Here is a 14,954-nt window from a genome sequence, read left to right on the forward strand (position 1 = left end):
AGAATGTATCGTTCTATGGTTGAGCTAGATAAAGGGGGTAGGGAAAGCGCTGCCTTAGTCTAGTGGGCAGTAGCAAGAAGGCCCCACCAGCGTTTCTTACGACTCAGTTACCGTATGCCCAATGGTAGTGGCCGTGTTTTCGCGGTCCAGGCCGGCCACGTAGAGCCACTGCGCTGTGGCAGCGGTGGCGGTAAACTCAGCCATTACGTAGCCGCGCTGAGACGCATCGAGGTAGTTAAGGTCGTCGATGAGGAGCTGGTTGGATTGGGCAAAGGCCTGCACGGCTGCCGCGTTACCCCCAAAAAAGGCTTCGAAGCCAGGAGAAGAAACCGAGGAGCAGGCAAACTCGGCGCCTACCTTTTTGCCGCTGGCATCGGTCAGGTCGTTGTGCCAGGCATTGTGGGTGTCGCCGGCCAGGGAAATCAGCTTTTTGCCATTGGCCGCGGCATACACTTTCTCCCGCTCGGCGGGGTAGCCGTCCCAGGCATCGAGGTTATACGGAAGCACCGTCGTGACGCGGGCGCGCTCAGCGGCCGTCAGGGTAGGGTCGGCCTGCCGGATGCGCTGTTTAATGGTGAGCAGCTGAGTAGCTACCGTAGTGTACTGGGCCAGTAAAGTTGCCGAGGCACCACCTGAGGCTAGCTGCCCTACCAGGGGTAGCAACTCTGCCGGAATGTACATTTTGCCCATAAGTACCTGCGAGCCGAGTACCTGCCACCGGGCACTGCTGCCCGCCAGCGCCGAGGCCAGCCAGGTGCGTTGCTCCGAGCCCAGTATCGTGCGGTTCGGGTTCAGCCAAGCGGCCCCAAAGCTGGTAGCATCAAACGCACCACCGGCCCCAAAGTAATCCGTGATGCTAAGCTGCTTTTCCCGCCCAACCATGCGCGTATCGAGCATGTGCAGGTGGGCAAGACCACCGAAGTCGAAGCTGCGGTAAATCTTGTCGGTGCTGATGGTGCGCGAGGGCAGGTACTCGTGCCACACCTGCTGGGCAATCTGGCGGCGCTGGGTGAAGCTGCCTTCCGACGCCTGGTGGTTCTGAGCCCCATCGAGGTAGGCGTCGTTGGTCAGTTCGTGGTCGTCCCAAACGCAGATAAAGGGCTTCAGCTGATGGGCCTTCTGCAGCTGCTTGTCGCCGCGGTATTGCTTATAGCGGGTGCGGTAGTCAGATAGGCTTAGCACCTCGGTGGCCGGTAGGTGAGCCCGGTTCAAGGACGCGGTAGTATCGTTGGTGCCATATTGGCCCTGCCCATACTCGTAGATGTAGTCGCCCAGGTGCACTACCACGTCGGCATCCGATTCGGCTACTGCTCCATACACGTTGAACAAGCCGGACTGGTAGTTAGCGCACGACACTACGGCCATTTTTACGCGGTTGGCTTGTCCAGCCGTGGGGAGGGTACGGGTTTCGCCTACCACCGATTCGGCCTTGGTTTGCTCGTTGCGGAAGCGGTAGTAGTATTTCTTGTTGGCGGCTAAGCCGGTGGCATCTACCCGCACGCAATGGTCGGTGGCGGCAGCAGCCGTAATGGTACCACTGGCAGCCAAGGAAGCGAAGCTGTTGGTTTCGGCTACTTCCCAGCGCAGAGAGGCATCAGTGGGCTCATTATCGGCAGGAGTGTAGCGCGTCCAGAGCAGCACGCTGCTAGCGGTAGGATCGAAGCTGGCTACCCCCTCGCGGAAGCCAAAGCTTCCGGTATAGTTCACCACGTCGCTATCATCGTCGCAACTAGTCAGAATGGATGGCAACAGCGCTACCCCACCCGAAAGCAAGGCGGTATTTTTCAGGAATTCGCGCCGGTTGAGGCCTTTTGGATTCTTCGCTGCCATAGCTAAAGGATGATATGTTCCGGCGGCGAAAGTAGAGGCGGAGTGTTACGGAAAAATTACGGGTAGCTTATGTTTAGAAGTAGTGAGAAGATGGGGCAATAACACTTCATCCACCTAATCCGACGCTTCGGTAACGGCAAGTTTCATCGGCTGCAGTAGCGGGCCACTTTTGGTTTATCACTACGCCGCTACCCCATGAAACGTCCGTTACTCCTCGTCCTGCTGCTGGTTTTCGCTTTCCGCGTGCTGGCCCAATCTACTACCACCCTCAGCGGCACCGTCCGCGACGGGGCCGGCCAGGCACTGCCAGGGGTGAACGTGTTTCTCAAAGCCACCTTCGACGGAGCCAGCACTGATTCCCTCGGCCGCTTCCGCTTCGAAACGCAGCAGCCCGCCGGAAGCTACGTGCTGCAAGCTAGCCTGCTCGGCTTCCTGACGGTAGAGCGGCCGGTAACGCTGAGCGGCCAGCCCCAGCGGCTCAACCTTGTCCTAAAAAGCACCCCCCACGCTCTGGGCTCGGTGGTAATTACGGCCGGCGCCTTTGAGGCCAGCGACGAGCAACGCAGCGCCGCCCTCAACACCCGCGACGTGCAAACCACTGCCGGGGCCCTGGCCGATGTGGCCGCTGCCTTTAACACCTTGCCCGGCACCACGCGGGTAGGGGAGGATGGCATGCTGTTCGTGCGGGGTGGGGCGGCTTCGGAAACCAAGGTGTACATGGATGGCCTACCCGTGCAAAACCCCTACAACGCCACCGTGGCGGCTGTGCCGGCCCGCGGGCGGTTCTCGCCCAGCCTGTTTAAAGGCACCGTGTTTAGTACCGGCGGCTACTCGGCTCAGTACGGGCAGGCCTTGTCCGGGGTGTTGCTGCTGAACTCCACGGATCTGGCCCCGGAAACGGAAACCGGCATTTCGGCTACCTCCTTGTTTCTGGGCGCAGCCCGCACGCAGCGCTGGGAGCGCACTTCCGTAGCAGCCACCCTCGACTACACTAATCTGCAGCCCTACCAGCGCCTGCTACCCCAAAACGTGACCTGGCCCCAGTCGCCGCGCGGCTTGGCGGCTTCCGTGAACCTGCGCCACCGCACCGGCCAAGCCGGCATGCTGAAAGTGTACGGAGTCTGGAATCAGCAGCAAATGACCATCGGTCAGCCCTCGCCCGAGCCGGCCGGCACCCAAACGGTGGCCCTGCGCGCGGGCAACGGCTACCTCAACACTACCTTCCGCAGCCCCCTGCGCCGGGGTTGGAGCCTGCAGTCGGGGGTAGGGTTGAGCCGTGACCACCAGCGCGTAGCCCCCGATACGGTGCGCATTGGCACCCTGGAGCAGGCCCTCACGGCCCGGCTGGTGCTCATAAACGACTCAGCTGCCGCCCGCTGGAACGTGAAAATTGGGGCCGAAGTGCTGGCCCAGAACGTGCAGCAGCAAGTGCAGCCCAACGCGGCGCTGGCCACCGTGTACCGGCCGGAGTTTACCGAAAAACGGGCCGCTGGCTTCGTGGAATCCGACTTTCAACTCTCTGACCGGTTAGCGGGCCGGGTAGGAGGCCGCACGGAATACTCGGCGCTGCTACAGCAGTGGAACGCGGCGCCGCGCCTGGCTCTGGCCTACCAAACCTCCGAAAATAGCTCCCTCTCGGCTGCCTACGGCCGCTTCTACCAAACCCCCGATAACGCCCTGCTGCTGGTGCAGCCCCGCCTGCGCTTCGAGCAAGCCACCCACTCGGTGCTTACCTACCAGTACACCCACGACCGGCAGCTACTGCAGGTGGAGGCCTACTACAAAACCTATAACCACCTCACCCGCTACGACGGCCAGAACCCCCGCAACCCCTACACTTACAACAACGATGGCTCCGGCTACGCTCGCGGCCTAGATGTGCTCTGGCGCGACCGGAAATCCGTTAAAAACCTGGAATACTATGTTAGCTATGGCTTCCTGGATACCAAGCGCCAGTACCGCCAGGACCCCGTGCTGGCTGTGCCTACCTTTGCCGCCCGGCATAATGTGTCGGTAGTTGGCAAGTACTGGGTAGGTAGTCTACACACGCTGCTGGGCGCTACCTACAGCTACGGCAGCCCCCGCCGCTACCACGACCTCAACGACCCCGAGCACGGCTACAACCAAGGCGTGCTGCCCACTTACCAGGACCTGAGCCTGAACGCCAGCTACGTCACCCGCCTCTTCGGGCAGTACACGGTGCTGCACGTCTCGGCTACCAACGTGCTGGGCCGCCAGAACGTGTTTGGCTACCGCTACGCCACCCAGCCCGACGCCGCTGGCACCTTCAACCGGGTGGCCGTAACGCCCACCGCGCCCCGCATGCTGTTCGTGGGCCTGTTCATCTCCATCAATAAGAACCGCGCCGCCGACGTGAACGAGCGGCCGGAGTAGAGTTCAGTTGCCAGGAGTGAGTTGCCGGTTGCCAGGGGAAGTAGGGGCGTACGCTGACCCTGCTTTACTTGCGCCATGAGTTGGGAATTATTCCGGAATAGCCAGGGCCCCCAGCCCGGTCGCCTACTGCTGTGGGTGGCCGGGCTGGGGCTTTTGAGCGGTACGCAGTGCAAGCCCGACCACGCGCCGGCTGCCTCTGACCCCGACCACTACGTCAGTTACCAGGTCAACCCGCGCCGACAGGCGCTGCGCCTGTACTGGCAGGATGAGCGGGGCGAGAAGCTGCGTAGTATCCGGCGGCTGCGCGAGTGGCTGGCTTCCCGGGGCCAGCACCTGTTGTTTGCTACCAACGGCGGCATGTACAAAGCCGGTAACGTGCCGCTGGGGTTGCTGCTGGAACAGGGGGTAGTGCGCACGCCGCTGGATACCACCCAGGGGGTAGGAAACTTCTACCTGAAGCCAAACGGGGTGTTTTATCTGACGGCTGGCGGGCAGCCCGGTATTGTACTTACCGCAGCCTTTTCCAGGGTGCCGGATGTGCGCTACGCCACGCAGTCGGGGCCGCTACTGATACTGAATGGGCGGGTGCACCCGGCCTTCAGGCCGCACTCCACCAACCTGCATATCCGCAACGGGGTAGGCATACTGCCCAATGGCAATGCGCTATTTGCCATGTCGAAGGAGAAAGTCAGCTTCCATGATTTTGCCACGTACTTCCAGCGGCAGGGCTGCCAGACGGCTCTGTACCTCGATGGGTTTGTGTCGCGCACGTATTTGCCAGAACAGCACTGGGTTCAGACGGACGGGGACTTCGGCGTCATTATCGGCGTGACCGAGCCGGCTCGGTAGGGCCTGCTTGTCTCAGCCGCGTTGGGGCCGGATAGAGGGGTAGGGATGCGCCGCCCGCGCAACTGCTATAGCGGTAGCGCGGGCGGTTTTTAGTTGGCCGGAAGGAGTAAAGGGCGGGAAATGGACCGCGTTGATTTTCGCTTGGGAGCTGCCGGCTACGCTTCATCCGGTAAATCCGACGGTTCGGTAACGGCAAATTTCTTTGGCGCCGGGGCTGGGCCACCTTTGAATCATCAACCACCACAAACCCTTCCTCGCCATGAAAAAAGCCCTGTTCACCCTCGCCCTGGTAGCCGCCTCTTTCTCGTCCTTCGCCGCCGTAACGCAGCAGCCCACCGCTACCCCCGCCGCCACTAGCAACCCCGATGCCTACACCAGCATGATGGCCGCCATCATTCAGGACCTGATGAGCACCGGCGACCCCGCCAAACTTAAGCAAGCCGATGCCAAGCTGGAGCGCGCCGGCCAGGTAGCCCCCAAAGACTGGCTGCCCCGCTACTACCAGGCCTACGCCCGCGTAATTACCGCCTTCGTGAGCAAGGAGGAAGACGAAATCAAGGACAAGTACCTCGACCAAGCCGAAGCTGCCCTGGCCCAGGCCCGCAAGCTGGGCGGCGAGGAATCGGAGTTGCTGGTGGTGCAGGCGTACATCTACCAGGCCCGCCTGAGCATCTCGCCCATGCTGCGCTCCATGAAGTATTCCAAAATGGTGACCGAAACGCTGGCCCAAGCCAAGAAAATCAACCCCGCTAACCCACGCATTTACTTGGTGCAGGCCAACAACGTGTACTATACGCCTTCCATGTTCGGGGGCGGGGCCGAGGTAGCCAAGCCCCTCTTCCAGGAAGCCCAGACGCGCTTTACAGCTTTCAAACCTGCCTCCGTGCTGTCCCCGAACTGGGGTGAGCGGCAGGTAAAAGGCCGCTTGAAAAGCTACGAAACGGCCTCAGTGAAGTAAGCCACTTGCTTCCGGCGTCACGGCAGGACCATAAGTGATAGGCTAAGGGCTACGCTCTGCCCTGTCGGTTCTGCTATGACGACGTTGGCCGGAATTATCTATCGGCTCGGCTGCGCCAGGAAGCAGTTGGCGGCTGACTTTTAGTATCTTTTTCCTTGCTTTATTGGCCCGCTGGGTTTCCCACTATGCTTGATTCTGCCCTCCCCGTGAACCGCCCGCCCCTGACTACCGAAGAAGCCCTGGACGTGCGCAAAGCCTCTCTCTCCAACCTGGGCCGGCACTACCCGCACCGCAAGTGGGTGCTCATGCTGGGTATGATGGTGGCCTTGTCGTTTGGATTGACCCTATTGTTCTGCGGTGGTTGCTCGGTATGGAGTGAGGATTTTCTGGTGACGTTTGGGTATAACTTTTTCTATACCAATGGCCTGTGGCTGGCCAACGGCTTTCCCAATGAGTGGCTGAACCGCCGCGTCGATTGGACGATTCAGCCCATCCGGCGCTTTCTGATTACGCTGTCGATGTCGCTGGTGCTGTCCCTGATTGTGATATTCCTGGTCACTACGGGATTCAACGTGCTCTACCACCACCGGCCCCTGAGCTCTATTACCTGGCGGCCCTTCGTGATGCCCCTGCTGATTACGGTGGTAGTATCCTTGTTTATGCACAGCCGCTCATTTCTGCTGAGCTGGCGCGATGCCACCACCCAGGCCGAGCGCCTGCAGAAGGAAAATGCCCAGGCCCAGGCCGACTCCCTGCGCCGCCAGCTCGACCCGCACTTCTTGTTCAATTCCCTCAACGCCCTGACCTCCCTGGTCGAGGAAAACGACCCGGCACGGGCCACGCGCTTTATCCGCCAGCTCAGCCAGGTGTACCGCTACGTGCTCGATAGTCAGGACCAGGAAGTGGTGCCGCTCTCGGAAGAAATACGCTTTGTAGAGGCCTATCTGTTTCTGCAGCGCACCCGCTTGGGCGAAGGCGTGCAGGTAGAAATGCGCCTACCCCCCGCCGCCCTCGAAACCCTGGTAGTGCCTCCGCTGGCCGTGCAGCTGCTGCTGGAAAACGCCCTCAAGCACAACGCCACCTCCCAGCGCGACCCGCTCCGCATCCGCATCGAGCTCGATGAAACCGCCCGCACCCTGGCCGTGCGCAACATCCGCCGCCCCCGCCGCCTCCCTGATGGCGAATCGACGGGCCTGGGCCTGAAAAACCTGCGCGCCCGCTACGCCTTCCTCACCAGCCAACCCGTGCTAGTAGAGGAGTCGGACACGGAGTTCGGTGTAGTCCTGCCCGTGCTGGAATTGCAGTAGAATTAGACGCTAAAGCTAGCTCCCCTCCTCAACTGACGAGGGGTTGGGGGTGGTTGACCAACCGTTGAACAGTATAAAAGAACGTCATGCTGAGCGAAGCCGAAGCATCTCTACCTCTGGTTAATTCCCGACGTGAGGACGAAGCGGTAGAGATGCTTCGACTATGGCTGCGCCTCCGCTCAGCATGACGTTCCTTAATATTCGCTTTTAATACACTCTAGCTTCTAGCTCTAAATACCGTTCTTCCCGTCATCAACCACCCCTAGCCCCTCCTTTCCAAGGAGGGGAGCTAGCTCCTAGCTCTAGCCTTACTTACAGGAAACCCCACTTGTAGAAACCTCGCCTCTATGCCTGCAACCGCTACCCCACTCCGTGCCCTGATTATTGAAGATGAACCTCTGGCTGCCCGCCGCCTGACGGAGCTGCTGCGCAAGCAACCGCAGCCGGTGGAGGTAGTGGGCAAAGCCGAATCGGTGGCGGAAGCGGAAGCCCTGCTGTACACCCTGCGCCCAGCGCCCGACGTGCTGTTTCTGGATATTCATTTGGCCGACGGACTAAGCTTCGAGCTGTTCGAACGCCTCGACATCCAGAGCCCGGTCATCTTCACTACGGCCTACGATAAATACGCCCTGCGCGCCTTCAAGGTGAATAGCGTTGACTACCTGCTCAAGCCCATCGACCCCGAAGAACTTACCGGGGCCCTGCAGAAGCTGGAGCGGCAGCGCCAGGCCGCTACCCCCGCCTTCGACGCCAACCTACTGGCCCAGGTGCTGCGCCAGGCCCAGCCGGCCAAGGAATATAAATCCAGGTTCGTGGTGCGGGTAGGAGAGCATCTGAAGGCCATTCCGGTGGAGCAGATTGCCTACTTCGCCAGCCTGGAAAAAGTAACCCTGCTGCATACCCGCGAGGGCCGCAAATTCGTGGTCGACTACACCCTGGAACAGCTCGAAGGCATGCTCGACCCCACTGAGTTCTTTCGTCTTAACCGTGCCTACCTGGCCCACGCCGAAGCTATTCACGACATTATCCACTACACCAACTCCCGCCTCCAAACCATCCTCAAGCCCACCGCCCCCGACAACGACACCGTGCTGGTCAGCCGCGAGAAAGTATCGGCGTTCAAGGCCTGGCTGGATCGGTAGGGCTACTATGGTTGCTCAGGCTTTACGCGTATTAGGGCGCCCTGCAAGCCCATCTTATCAATTTCTTGTAGGGTATCACCCCTTAAGGCATAGTCAAAACGAAAGCGTTGTGTCTCAATGAACACATTAGGCTCTTGCTTGAGAGCTACATATTTCACCCGAATAGGTGATTCATAAAGCCAGTGCCTAGATATTCGGACGTCTTTCCCAGTCTTCTTTTCCCGATCTGTGTAGCCGGTATATGTGCCAGTCGAGTTAGAATCAATCTTGAGAAGCGTAAAGCCACTTTCTGTGTGCCCAACCCAAGTGCCTTCTAATTCTTTAAGGCCTCCCGATTTAGCAACATGTATTGAGGTAGCTGGAGAAGTAGAGTTTGATTGACAAGCGCTTAGCGAGCACAAGACAGCAACAGAAAATGCAATCTGAAAAGATTTCATAGCGGTAATATACTACCCTTCCAACCAGCTTTTCACGGCCCCGGCCTTCTCCCGGCTGACTAGCACTTCCTCGCTCGGGGCGGGCTGCAGCTCCAGCAGCAGCTTGCCGTTGAAGTGCGGGTGTAGGCGCTGCACAGCAGGCAACTGAGCAATGAACTGGCGATTTATCCGGAAGAATAGGGCGGGGTCCAGCAGGCTTTCAAGCTGCTCTAAAGTATAGTCCACCACGAAGCGGCGGTTGTCGGTGGTGGCGAGGGTAGTGGTTTCGTGGCGGCTCTGGAACCAGGCCACCTGGCTCACGGCCAGGGGTAGGAGCTGCTCGCCGCTGCGCACCAGGAAGCGGGTTTTGTACTGGCGGTCGGGGCGGGGCAGGGCGTCGAGCAGGCGCTCCAAACGGCGGGCCGTGTCATCCTCGGCGGCCACAGGCGGGGTAGGAGCGGCGGTGGGTTCCGAAGGAGCAGTGCGCCACTCGCGCAGCTTGGTGAGAGCGGCCTGCAGCTCTGCGAGTTTCACCGGTTTCAGGAGGTAGTCGACGCTGTTGGCTTTGAAGGCCCGGATGGCATAGGCGTCATAAGCGGTGGTGAAGATGACGGGGCTGCGCACCACCAGTTGGTCGAACACGTCCAGGCTCAGGCCGTCGGCCAGCTGTATATCGGAGAGGATCAGGTCGGGGGCCGGGTTGGTGCTGAGCCATTGTACGGCGCTGCTTACGCTGTCGAGCACGGCCAGCACGCAGGCTCCGGGGGCCGCTTGCAGGAGCAGGCGTTGGAGCCGCTCGGCGGCGGGGTATTCATCTTCGAGCAGCAGAACATTCATGCTAGGGGTGAAATGGTGAAGGGGTGATGTTTGATTGTGCTACTGGGGCGACTGACAATATTGGTTGATGCGTTGAGCAAACTGGCGAGCCGCCTCCGTAGGGAAAGGCTGCTCTGAGGAGTGGTAAAAGCTGCCTTCGTAGTGCATATCAAAATACTCAGCCGTGCGCCGAAACGGCACCTCAAAGCCCTCGGCCCACTCTTCGTCGTAGCCCGTAGCTAGCATGAAGACGTGCTTGCCGGCCATCCGGCGACCTAGCTTCTTGTGGGGCTCTTCCACTAGGTCGGTAAGCCGGTCGAAAAAGTTCTTCATTCTCCCGCTCATGCTGTACCAGTAAACAGGCGTCGCAAACACAATGACCGGATGACTGAGCATGAGGTCGGTGAGGTGCAGGAACTGGTCCTCGGCAGGATACTCGTGCAGGTAGTCGTAGGTGGCTACGGAGTAGTCCCGCAGGTCTACTACCGTGTGCGGAATCTCAGCAAGCACCTTCGTTAGGCATTGCTGCGTGTTGCCATCGGAGCGGGCACTACCTAAAATAACGAGTGGGGTATGAGCAGCAGATTCAGTCATATGCGTAATCAATAGGTAGGAAACATTATTCTCCCGGACTCCGGAAAACTACACTGTGGGCAAGTACCACCCAAAATACCACGTCCAGGCCATGAAGAATAGCTGCAGAGGCACCCGAAACCAGAGGTAGCGCGGGCCGGGGCCATCGAGGGTGCCGGTTTGGTAGTTGAGGTGACGTTGGGCGGCCAGAATATTGGCGGGCAGGATCAGCAGGAAAAACGCTATAAGGAGCCTCCCTTGCTCATTCGCACACCCGGAATCAGTAGTCCGACCGCCGCGGCCAGCTCTAGCACACCGGTAGCGTACACCCAGGCTTTTTTAGCAGGTAGCCAGTCCGGTAGCATTCGCATCATGCCCTGAGTAAAGGCAAAATGGGCCGCGCCAGTGAACAGCAGCATGGCCGCCATGGCCCCGTTGCCGGCCAACAGATAGTTGGGAGTGCCCTGAACGAAATACGTACCAGCGGCCAGCAGCCCAAACACGGCGAGCAATACAATCAGTGGTTTCATAATGTGTGAACTAAGCCGGCTACTTACCGCGCCGCGAGCAGCGGCAGGCACACCCGAAACCAGCCATCCGTGGCGCTGACTTTCACGGGCTGTGGGGCCCGCAGCAGTTCGTAGCGGTACTGTACATTGCGCAGGCCAGTTCCAGTACCGGGTGCGAGGCCGGCGGCGCGGGGGCGCAGGGTGTTTTCTACCAGGAAGCAGCCGGCGGACAGGTCGGCGGTAAGGTGTAATTCCAGCGGGTGTTCCCGCGAGGCCACGTTGTGCTTCAGGGCATTTTCTACCAGTAGCTGAATGCTGAGTGGGGCTACCAACTGGCCCAGGGCCTCGGTCGGGACGTGCTGGGTCACGCGCAGGTTATCACGGAAACGGACTTTATGCAGGGCCAGGTAGGTGTCCACAAAGGCAAGTTCCTCGCTGAGCGGCACGGTGGTTCGCTCGCGCGCCAGCAGTACGTAGCGGTACACATCCGAGAGCTGCTCCACGAACTGCTGGGCGGGCTCGTTGTTGGGCTCAATGATGGCTGAAAGCGTATTGAGCGAGTTAAACAGAAAGTGGGGGTCGAGCTGACTTTGCAGAGCTTCGAGCTGACTTTGCACCCCGGCATTTTGGAGCTGCTCGGCACGGCGCACATTCTCGGCCCACTGCCGGAAGAAATTCCAGCTTTCGTAAATAAGCTGGACCACCACTGTGGGCACCATATTCAGCCCGAACTCATACCAGAATGTGGACCAACTAAGGTGCCCGCCTTGCAGCAAGCCGGTAATGCTACCCAGTATCAGCGTCACGGCGGCCGTAATCAGGGTGTTGATGCTGGCCAGCAGCCACAGGCGGCGGGAGGTTTGCTCAACCCGTGGAAAGCGGCGAAACAAGCCAATCCACAATGCCCGGCCCGTGAGCCAGAAGGCGCAGGTAAACCCAATTGAAATAACCCAATTGAGCAGGAAGATAGGCACCGTGCGCACATGCATAATTCCCCGGGGCAGCAGCACCAGCAGCGCCAGCACCGGAATGCCGATGAGCAGAAACCAGCGGTCGTTTACGCGGATGGGATTGGGGCGCTCGGCGGTAGGTAGGGGCATAGGTTACGGTTTGCGGGGCAGCAGCTGCACGAAGCTAACCACGGCCTGCTGAAACCGTGCGGGCTGCTCCAGAAAGGAATAGTGCTTGCCCGGCAGCGTGATAACCTGCTGCTTCCGGGACCGGAACGACTGTGGCGTGGTGCCCGTGGTGCGGTCGTCCTGGCCTACAATCACCAGCACGGGCATGGTGAGTTGGGCGGTAGCGGGCGCGTAGTCTTGACCATAATCGGACAGGCGGCCGCTGAATACTTGGGAGGCAAAATCCTGGTTGGCAGGTACGGCGCGAGTCACGCGGCTGGCGCGGGCGGCCAGTGAATCGGCGGAGTATTGGAGCTGGTAGGCCAGTTTCTTTTGCTGGAGCGCGCCCATCACCATACCAAAGCGCTGCATCACGGGCGCATTGGGGTTTGGCTGCTCAGTAGGGGGTAGCAGAGAAGTACCGTACTGCAGCATAGCTTCCAGGGAAGCAGGTGGGTTCAGCACGCTATTCACCAGCACCAAACCCTGCACGCGCTCGGGGTATTTGGCGGCGTAGGCGGTAGCAATAGTACCGCCAAACGAGTGCGCCATCACCACCCACTTCTGCAGCCCTAGGTGCTGACGCAATTCCTCCATATCCTGCACCATGCGGTTCATAGAGTAGTCTTTGCGCGGAGAGCTGCTTGAGCGGCCGCTACCCCGTTGGTCGAGGTAAATCATCTGCAGCCCATCTTCCAGCCGGTTGCCGCCCAGCTTCTCAAAGGAGTAGCTGCCCGCGCCCGGCCCGCCATGCACAAACACACAAGGCGTGCCCTTACCCGCCACCTGCACAAACAGCTGCACCGAGTCAGAAGTTAGTAGGGTAGTAGCCCCGTTGCGCAAAGCCGGTGCTTGGGTCTGGGCCCACGACTGGCCTAGGCCAGTCAGCAGTAGAAAGCAGGTGAGAAATAGGAAGTGCAGACGGAGGCGGGGGCTGGTCATGGCGGTAGGGAGGTTTGTAGTAGCGGATAACTGGTTCAAACATCCGAAAACGCTCCCACCTGTAGTAGTGAAATCAGGGCGAAACGCCGCAGGAGCGGGGTGAAGCCGAAGAAAGAATGGGGTAGATAGAGTGCCATAAAAACTGTCATTCTGAGCGGGAGCGAGGAATCTGGGCCAAACTCCTGATGGGTAACCCAGATTCCTCGCTCCTGCTCAGAATGACAGTTCTGCTAAATAAAAAAGCCCGAGCGCCAGACACCCCTGCCTGACACCCGGACTTTACAAACCCACCCCTGGGTCGTTCTATATAATCGTGCTCATGCCGAGCTTGATGTTGTTGCGGTGTACCTCACAATCAGCAATGTCGAGCACGCTGTAGGCAATGAAGTTGCCCACCTGCTCGGTGGTGTAGAGGGTACTGGGATTCAGCTCCGGCGTTACTACCCCTTGGTCGAGGGCGTGCTGCACGGCGTCGCGCACACAGTCGGCTTCCTCTTGCAGGTCGAAGTGGTCGAGGAGCATAGCGGCCGAGAGGATGGTAGCAATGGGGTTGGCAATGCCTTTGCCCTTAGCCTGCGGGTAGGAGCCGTGAATGGGCTCAAACAGCGCAGCGCCATCACCTACCGATGCCGATGGCAACAGGCCTAGGGAGCCCGCAATGACCGAGGCCTCGTCGGAAATAATGTCCCCGAACATATTCTCCGTCAGGATGACGTCGAACTGCTTCGGATTCAGAATGATCTGCATGGCCGCGTTATCCACGAACAGGTAGTCGAGGGCTACGCTGGGGTACTCGGGGGCAATGCTCTGCACCGTTTCGCGCCACAGGCGGGAGGTTTCCAGCACGTTGGCCTTGTCTACCAGTGTGAGCTGGTGGCGGCGCGTTTCGGCGGCTTTGAAGGCCCGATGCGCAATGCGCAGGATTTCGTCCCGCGAGTAGGTGCAGTGGTCGTAAGCCCAGGCGCGGTCCTCGCTACGGCCTTTCTCACCGAAGTAAATGCCACCGGTCAGCTCCCGGAAAATCAGAATATCTGTGCCCTGAATGCGCTCGGCTTTCAGTGGGGAATGCTCCAGCAACTGGTCGTAGGCCGTGATGGGGCGGATGTTGGCGTACAGGCCTAGGGCCTTGCGCAGGCCTAGCAACCCTTGCTCGGGACGCACTTTGGCGGTAGGGTCGTTGTCGTACTTGGGGTCGCCGATGGCGCCGAGTAGCACGGCATCGGCGCGGCGGCAGGCTTCGAGGGTAGCGTCGGGTAGGGGCGAGCCGGTGGCGTCAATGGCGCAGGCCCCCATGAGTTGGTAATCAAACTCGAACTCGTGCCCGAAGCGGCTGGACACAGCCCGCAGTACACGCACGGCCTCGCTACACACTTCCGGACCAATGCCGTCGCCCGGCAACACTACAATGCGTTTGCTTAAAATACCCATGACCGTTGCTGTTCAAAAGCCGTGATGGCCGCCTCCTGGCTAATGAGAAAATCGATGTCGTCGTACCCGTTGATCAGGCACTCTTTTTTGTAAGGGTCCAGCTCGAAGTGAATCACCTCTGCCCAGCCGGGTACGGTCAGGGTTTGCGTCTGCAAATCCACCATCAGGGCAGCCTGCGGGTCTTGGTCTACCACCTCGAACAGGCCCTGCAGCACCTCATCCGAAACCTGCAGGGGCAGCAGACCCGTGTTTAGCGCATTGCCCCGGAAAATATCGGCGAAGTAGCTGCTGATTACTACCCGAAACCCGGCGTCATACAAGGCCCAGGCGGCGTGCTCCCGACTGGAGCCGCACCCGAAGTTCTTGCCAGCCAGCAGAATCTTGTGGCCTTGGTAGCGGGCATCGTTCAGCACGAAATCTGGCTTAGGCTGCCCATCAGCGGTGTAGCGCCAGTCGGCAAACAGGTTAGCACCAAATCCTTCGCGGGTCGTCGCCTTCAGAAAGCGCGCCGGAATGATCTGGTCGGTATCCACATTTTCTATCGGAAGCGGCACCACGCCGGAGCGTAGTGTTTGGAATTTTTCCATGGGGTGGGGAGGATTAACTGTTTAGAGCTAGGCTAAGCTCCCCTCCTCAGATGAGAAGGGGCTGGGGGTGGTTGAAGTGGGCTAG

At 59.8% G+C, this 14,954-nt stretch carries 13 protein-coding genes and 1 pseudogene; 5 read left to right on the top strand and 9 right to left on the bottom strand.

Going from position 1 to position 14,954, the window contains the following annotated elements; genetic code table 11:
• Nucleotides 1–96 precede the first annotated feature (96 nt).
• On the bottom strand, nt 97–1,830 hold the full coding sequence (locus DNI29_RS09485) for an alkaline phosphatase D family protein (protein ID WP_110977871.1): 1,734 nt from the start codon (nt 1,828–1,830) through the stop codon (nt 97–99).
• 195 nt (nt 1,831–2,025) lie between these two features.
• Between DNI29_RS09485 and DNI29_RS09490 the strand changes: the two genes are divergently transcribed.
• The 5 genes from DNI29_RS09490 to DNI29_RS09510 all read left to right on the top strand — a co-directional run bounded on the left by DNI29_RS09490 (nt 2,026) and on the right by DNI29_RS09510 (nt 8,480).
• Entirely contained in the window at nt 2,026–4,224 is a 2,199-nt protein-coding gene (locus DNI29_RS09490) for a TonB-dependent receptor (RefSeq protein WP_110977872.1), read from the top strand.
• A gap of 75 nt (nt 4,225–4,299) precedes the next feature.
• A complete protein-coding gene (locus DNI29_RS09495) occupies nt 4,300–5,073 on the top strand; it encodes a phosphodiester glycosidase family protein (protein ID WP_110977873.1) in 774 nt (257 codons plus the stop codon).
• Nucleotides 5,074–5,332: 259 nt separating this feature from the next.
• Nucleotides 5,333–6,031, top strand: a complete 699-nt coding sequence (locus DNI29_RS09500; RefSeq protein ID WP_110977874.1) for a hypothetical protein — start codon at nt 5,333–5,335, stop codon at nt 6,029–6,031.
• Between the two features lie 185 nt (nt 6,032–6,216).
• On the top strand, nt 6,217–7,338 hold the full coding sequence (locus tag DNI29_RS09505) for a sensor histidine kinase (RefSeq protein WP_110977875.1): 1,122 nt from the start codon (nt 6,217–6,219) through the stop codon (nt 7,336–7,338).
• Nucleotides 7,339–7,685: 347 nt separating this feature from the next.
• Nucleotides 7,686–8,480, top strand: coding sequence for a LytR/AlgR family response regulator transcription factor (locus DNI29_RS09510; RefSeq protein WP_110977876.1), 795 nt, complete (start codon nt 7,686–7,688; stop codon nt 8,478–8,480).
• Nucleotides 8,481–8,485: 5 nt separating this feature from the next.
• Here DNI29_RS09510 and DNI29_RS24110 read toward each other — a convergent pair whose 3' ends face one another.
• From DNI29_RS24110 to leuD, 8 genes and pseudogenes are all read right to left on the bottom strand, one after another.
• The gene (locus DNI29_RS24110) at nt 8,486–8,917 is read right to left on the bottom strand and encodes a hypothetical protein (RefSeq protein ID WP_123823174.1); all 432 of its coding nucleotides are present in this window, start codon (nt 8,915–8,917) and stop codon (nt 8,486–8,488) included.
• A gap of 12 nt (nt 8,918–8,929) precedes the next feature.
• Nucleotides 8,930–9,733 carry a LytR/AlgR family response regulator transcription factor gene (locus tag DNI29_RS09515; RefSeq protein ID WP_110977877.1) on the bottom strand — a complete coding sequence of 268 codons (804 nt, stop codon included), beginning with the start codon at nt 9,731–9,733 and terminating at the stop codon, nt 8,930–8,932.
• 39 nt (nt 9,734–9,772) lie between these two features.
• Entirely contained in the window at nt 9,773–10,306 is a 534-nt protein-coding gene (locus tag DNI29_RS09520; protein WP_110977878.1) for a flavodoxin family protein, read from the bottom strand.
• Between the two features lie 48 nt (nt 10,307–10,354).
• A pseudogene (locus tag DNI29_RS25475) lies at nt 10,355–10,815 on the bottom strand (DoxX family protein).
• Nucleotides 10,816–10,838: 23 nt separating this feature from the next.
• Nucleotides 10,839–11,894, bottom strand: a complete 1,056-nt coding sequence (locus tag DNI29_RS09530; RefSeq protein ID WP_110977879.1) for a sensor histidine kinase — start codon at nt 11,892–11,894, stop codon at nt 10,839–10,841.
• Between the two features lie 3 nt (nt 11,895–11,897).
• Nucleotides 11,898–12,854, bottom strand: coding sequence for an alpha/beta fold hydrolase (locus DNI29_RS09535; RefSeq protein ID WP_110977880.1), 957 nt, complete (start codon nt 12,852–12,854; stop codon nt 11,898–11,900).
• Between the two features lie 303 nt (nt 12,855–13,157).
• Nucleotides 13,158–14,282, bottom strand: coding sequence for a 3-isopropylmalate dehydrogenase (gene leuB / locus DNI29_RS09540; RefSeq protein WP_110977881.1), 1,125 nt, complete (start codon nt 14,280–14,282; stop codon nt 13,158–13,160).
• Nucleotides 14,270–14,869, bottom strand: a complete 600-nt coding sequence (gene leuD / locus DNI29_RS09545) for a 3-isopropylmalate dehydratase small subunit (RefSeq protein WP_110977882.1) — start codon at nt 14,867–14,869, stop codon at nt 14,270–14,272. The genes leuB and leuD overlap by 13 nt, the downstream gene beginning before the upstream one ends.
• Between the last annotated feature and the right edge of the window lie 85 nt (nt 14,870–14,954).

It is taken from the genome of Hymenobacter sediminis (assembly GCF_003231285.1).
GTDB lineage: Bacteria > Bacteroidota > Bacteroidia > Cytophagales > Hymenobacteraceae > Hymenobacter > Hymenobacter sediminis.

What these genes read in the sequence shown, in the direction of transcription:
- DNI29_RS09485 (WP_110977871.1), bottom strand. Translation starts at nt 1,830, where the DNA reads ATGGCAGCGAAGAATCCAAAAGGCCTCAACCGGCGCGAATTCCTGAAA.
- DNI29_RS09490 (WP_110977872.1), top strand. Translation starts at nt 2,026, where the DNA reads ATGAAACGTCCGTTACTCCTCGTCCTGCTGCTGGTTTTCGCTTTCCGC.
- DNI29_RS09495 (WP_110977873.1), top strand. Translation starts at nt 4,300, where the DNA reads ATGAGTTGGGAATTATTCCGGAATAGCCAGGGCCCCCAGCCCGGTCGC.
- DNI29_RS09500 (WP_110977874.1), top strand. Translation starts at nt 5,333, where the DNA reads ATGAAAAAAGCCCTGTTCACCCTCGCCCTGGTAGCCGCCTCTTTCTCG.
- DNI29_RS09505 (WP_110977875.1), top strand. Translation starts at nt 6,217, where the DNA reads ATGCTTGATTCTGCCCTCCCCGTGAACCGCCCGCCCCTGACTACCGAA.
- DNI29_RS09510 (WP_110977876.1), top strand. Translation starts at nt 7,686, where the DNA reads ATGCCTGCAACCGCTACCCCACTCCGTGCCCTGATTATTGAAGATGAA.
- DNI29_RS24110 (WP_123823174.1), bottom strand. Translation starts at nt 8,917, where the DNA reads ATGAAATCTTTTCAGATTGCATTTTCTGTTGCTGTCTTGTGCTCGCTA.
- DNI29_RS09515 (WP_110977877.1), bottom strand. Translation starts at nt 9,733, where the DNA reads ATGAATGTTCTGCTGCTCGAAGATGAATACCCCGCCGCCGAGCGGCTC.
- DNI29_RS09520 (WP_110977878.1), bottom strand. Translation starts at nt 10,306, where the DNA reads ATGACTGAATCTGCTGCTCATACCCCACTCGTTATTTTAGGTAGTGCC.
- DNI29_RS09530 (WP_110977879.1), bottom strand. Translation starts at nt 11,894, where the DNA reads ATGCCCCTACCTACCGCCGAGCGCCCCAATCCCATCCGCGTAAACGAC.
- DNI29_RS09535 (WP_110977880.1), bottom strand. Translation starts at nt 12,854, where the DNA reads ATGACCAGCCCCCGCCTCCGTCTGCACTTCCTATTTCTCACCTGCTTT.
- leuB (WP_110977881.1), bottom strand. Translation starts at nt 14,282, where the DNA reads ATGGGTATTTTAAGCAAACGCATTGTAGTGTTGCCGGGCGACGGCATT.
- leuD (WP_110977882.1), bottom strand. Translation starts at nt 14,869, where the DNA reads ATGGAAAAATTCCAAACACTACGCTCCGGCGTGGTGCCGCTTCCGATA.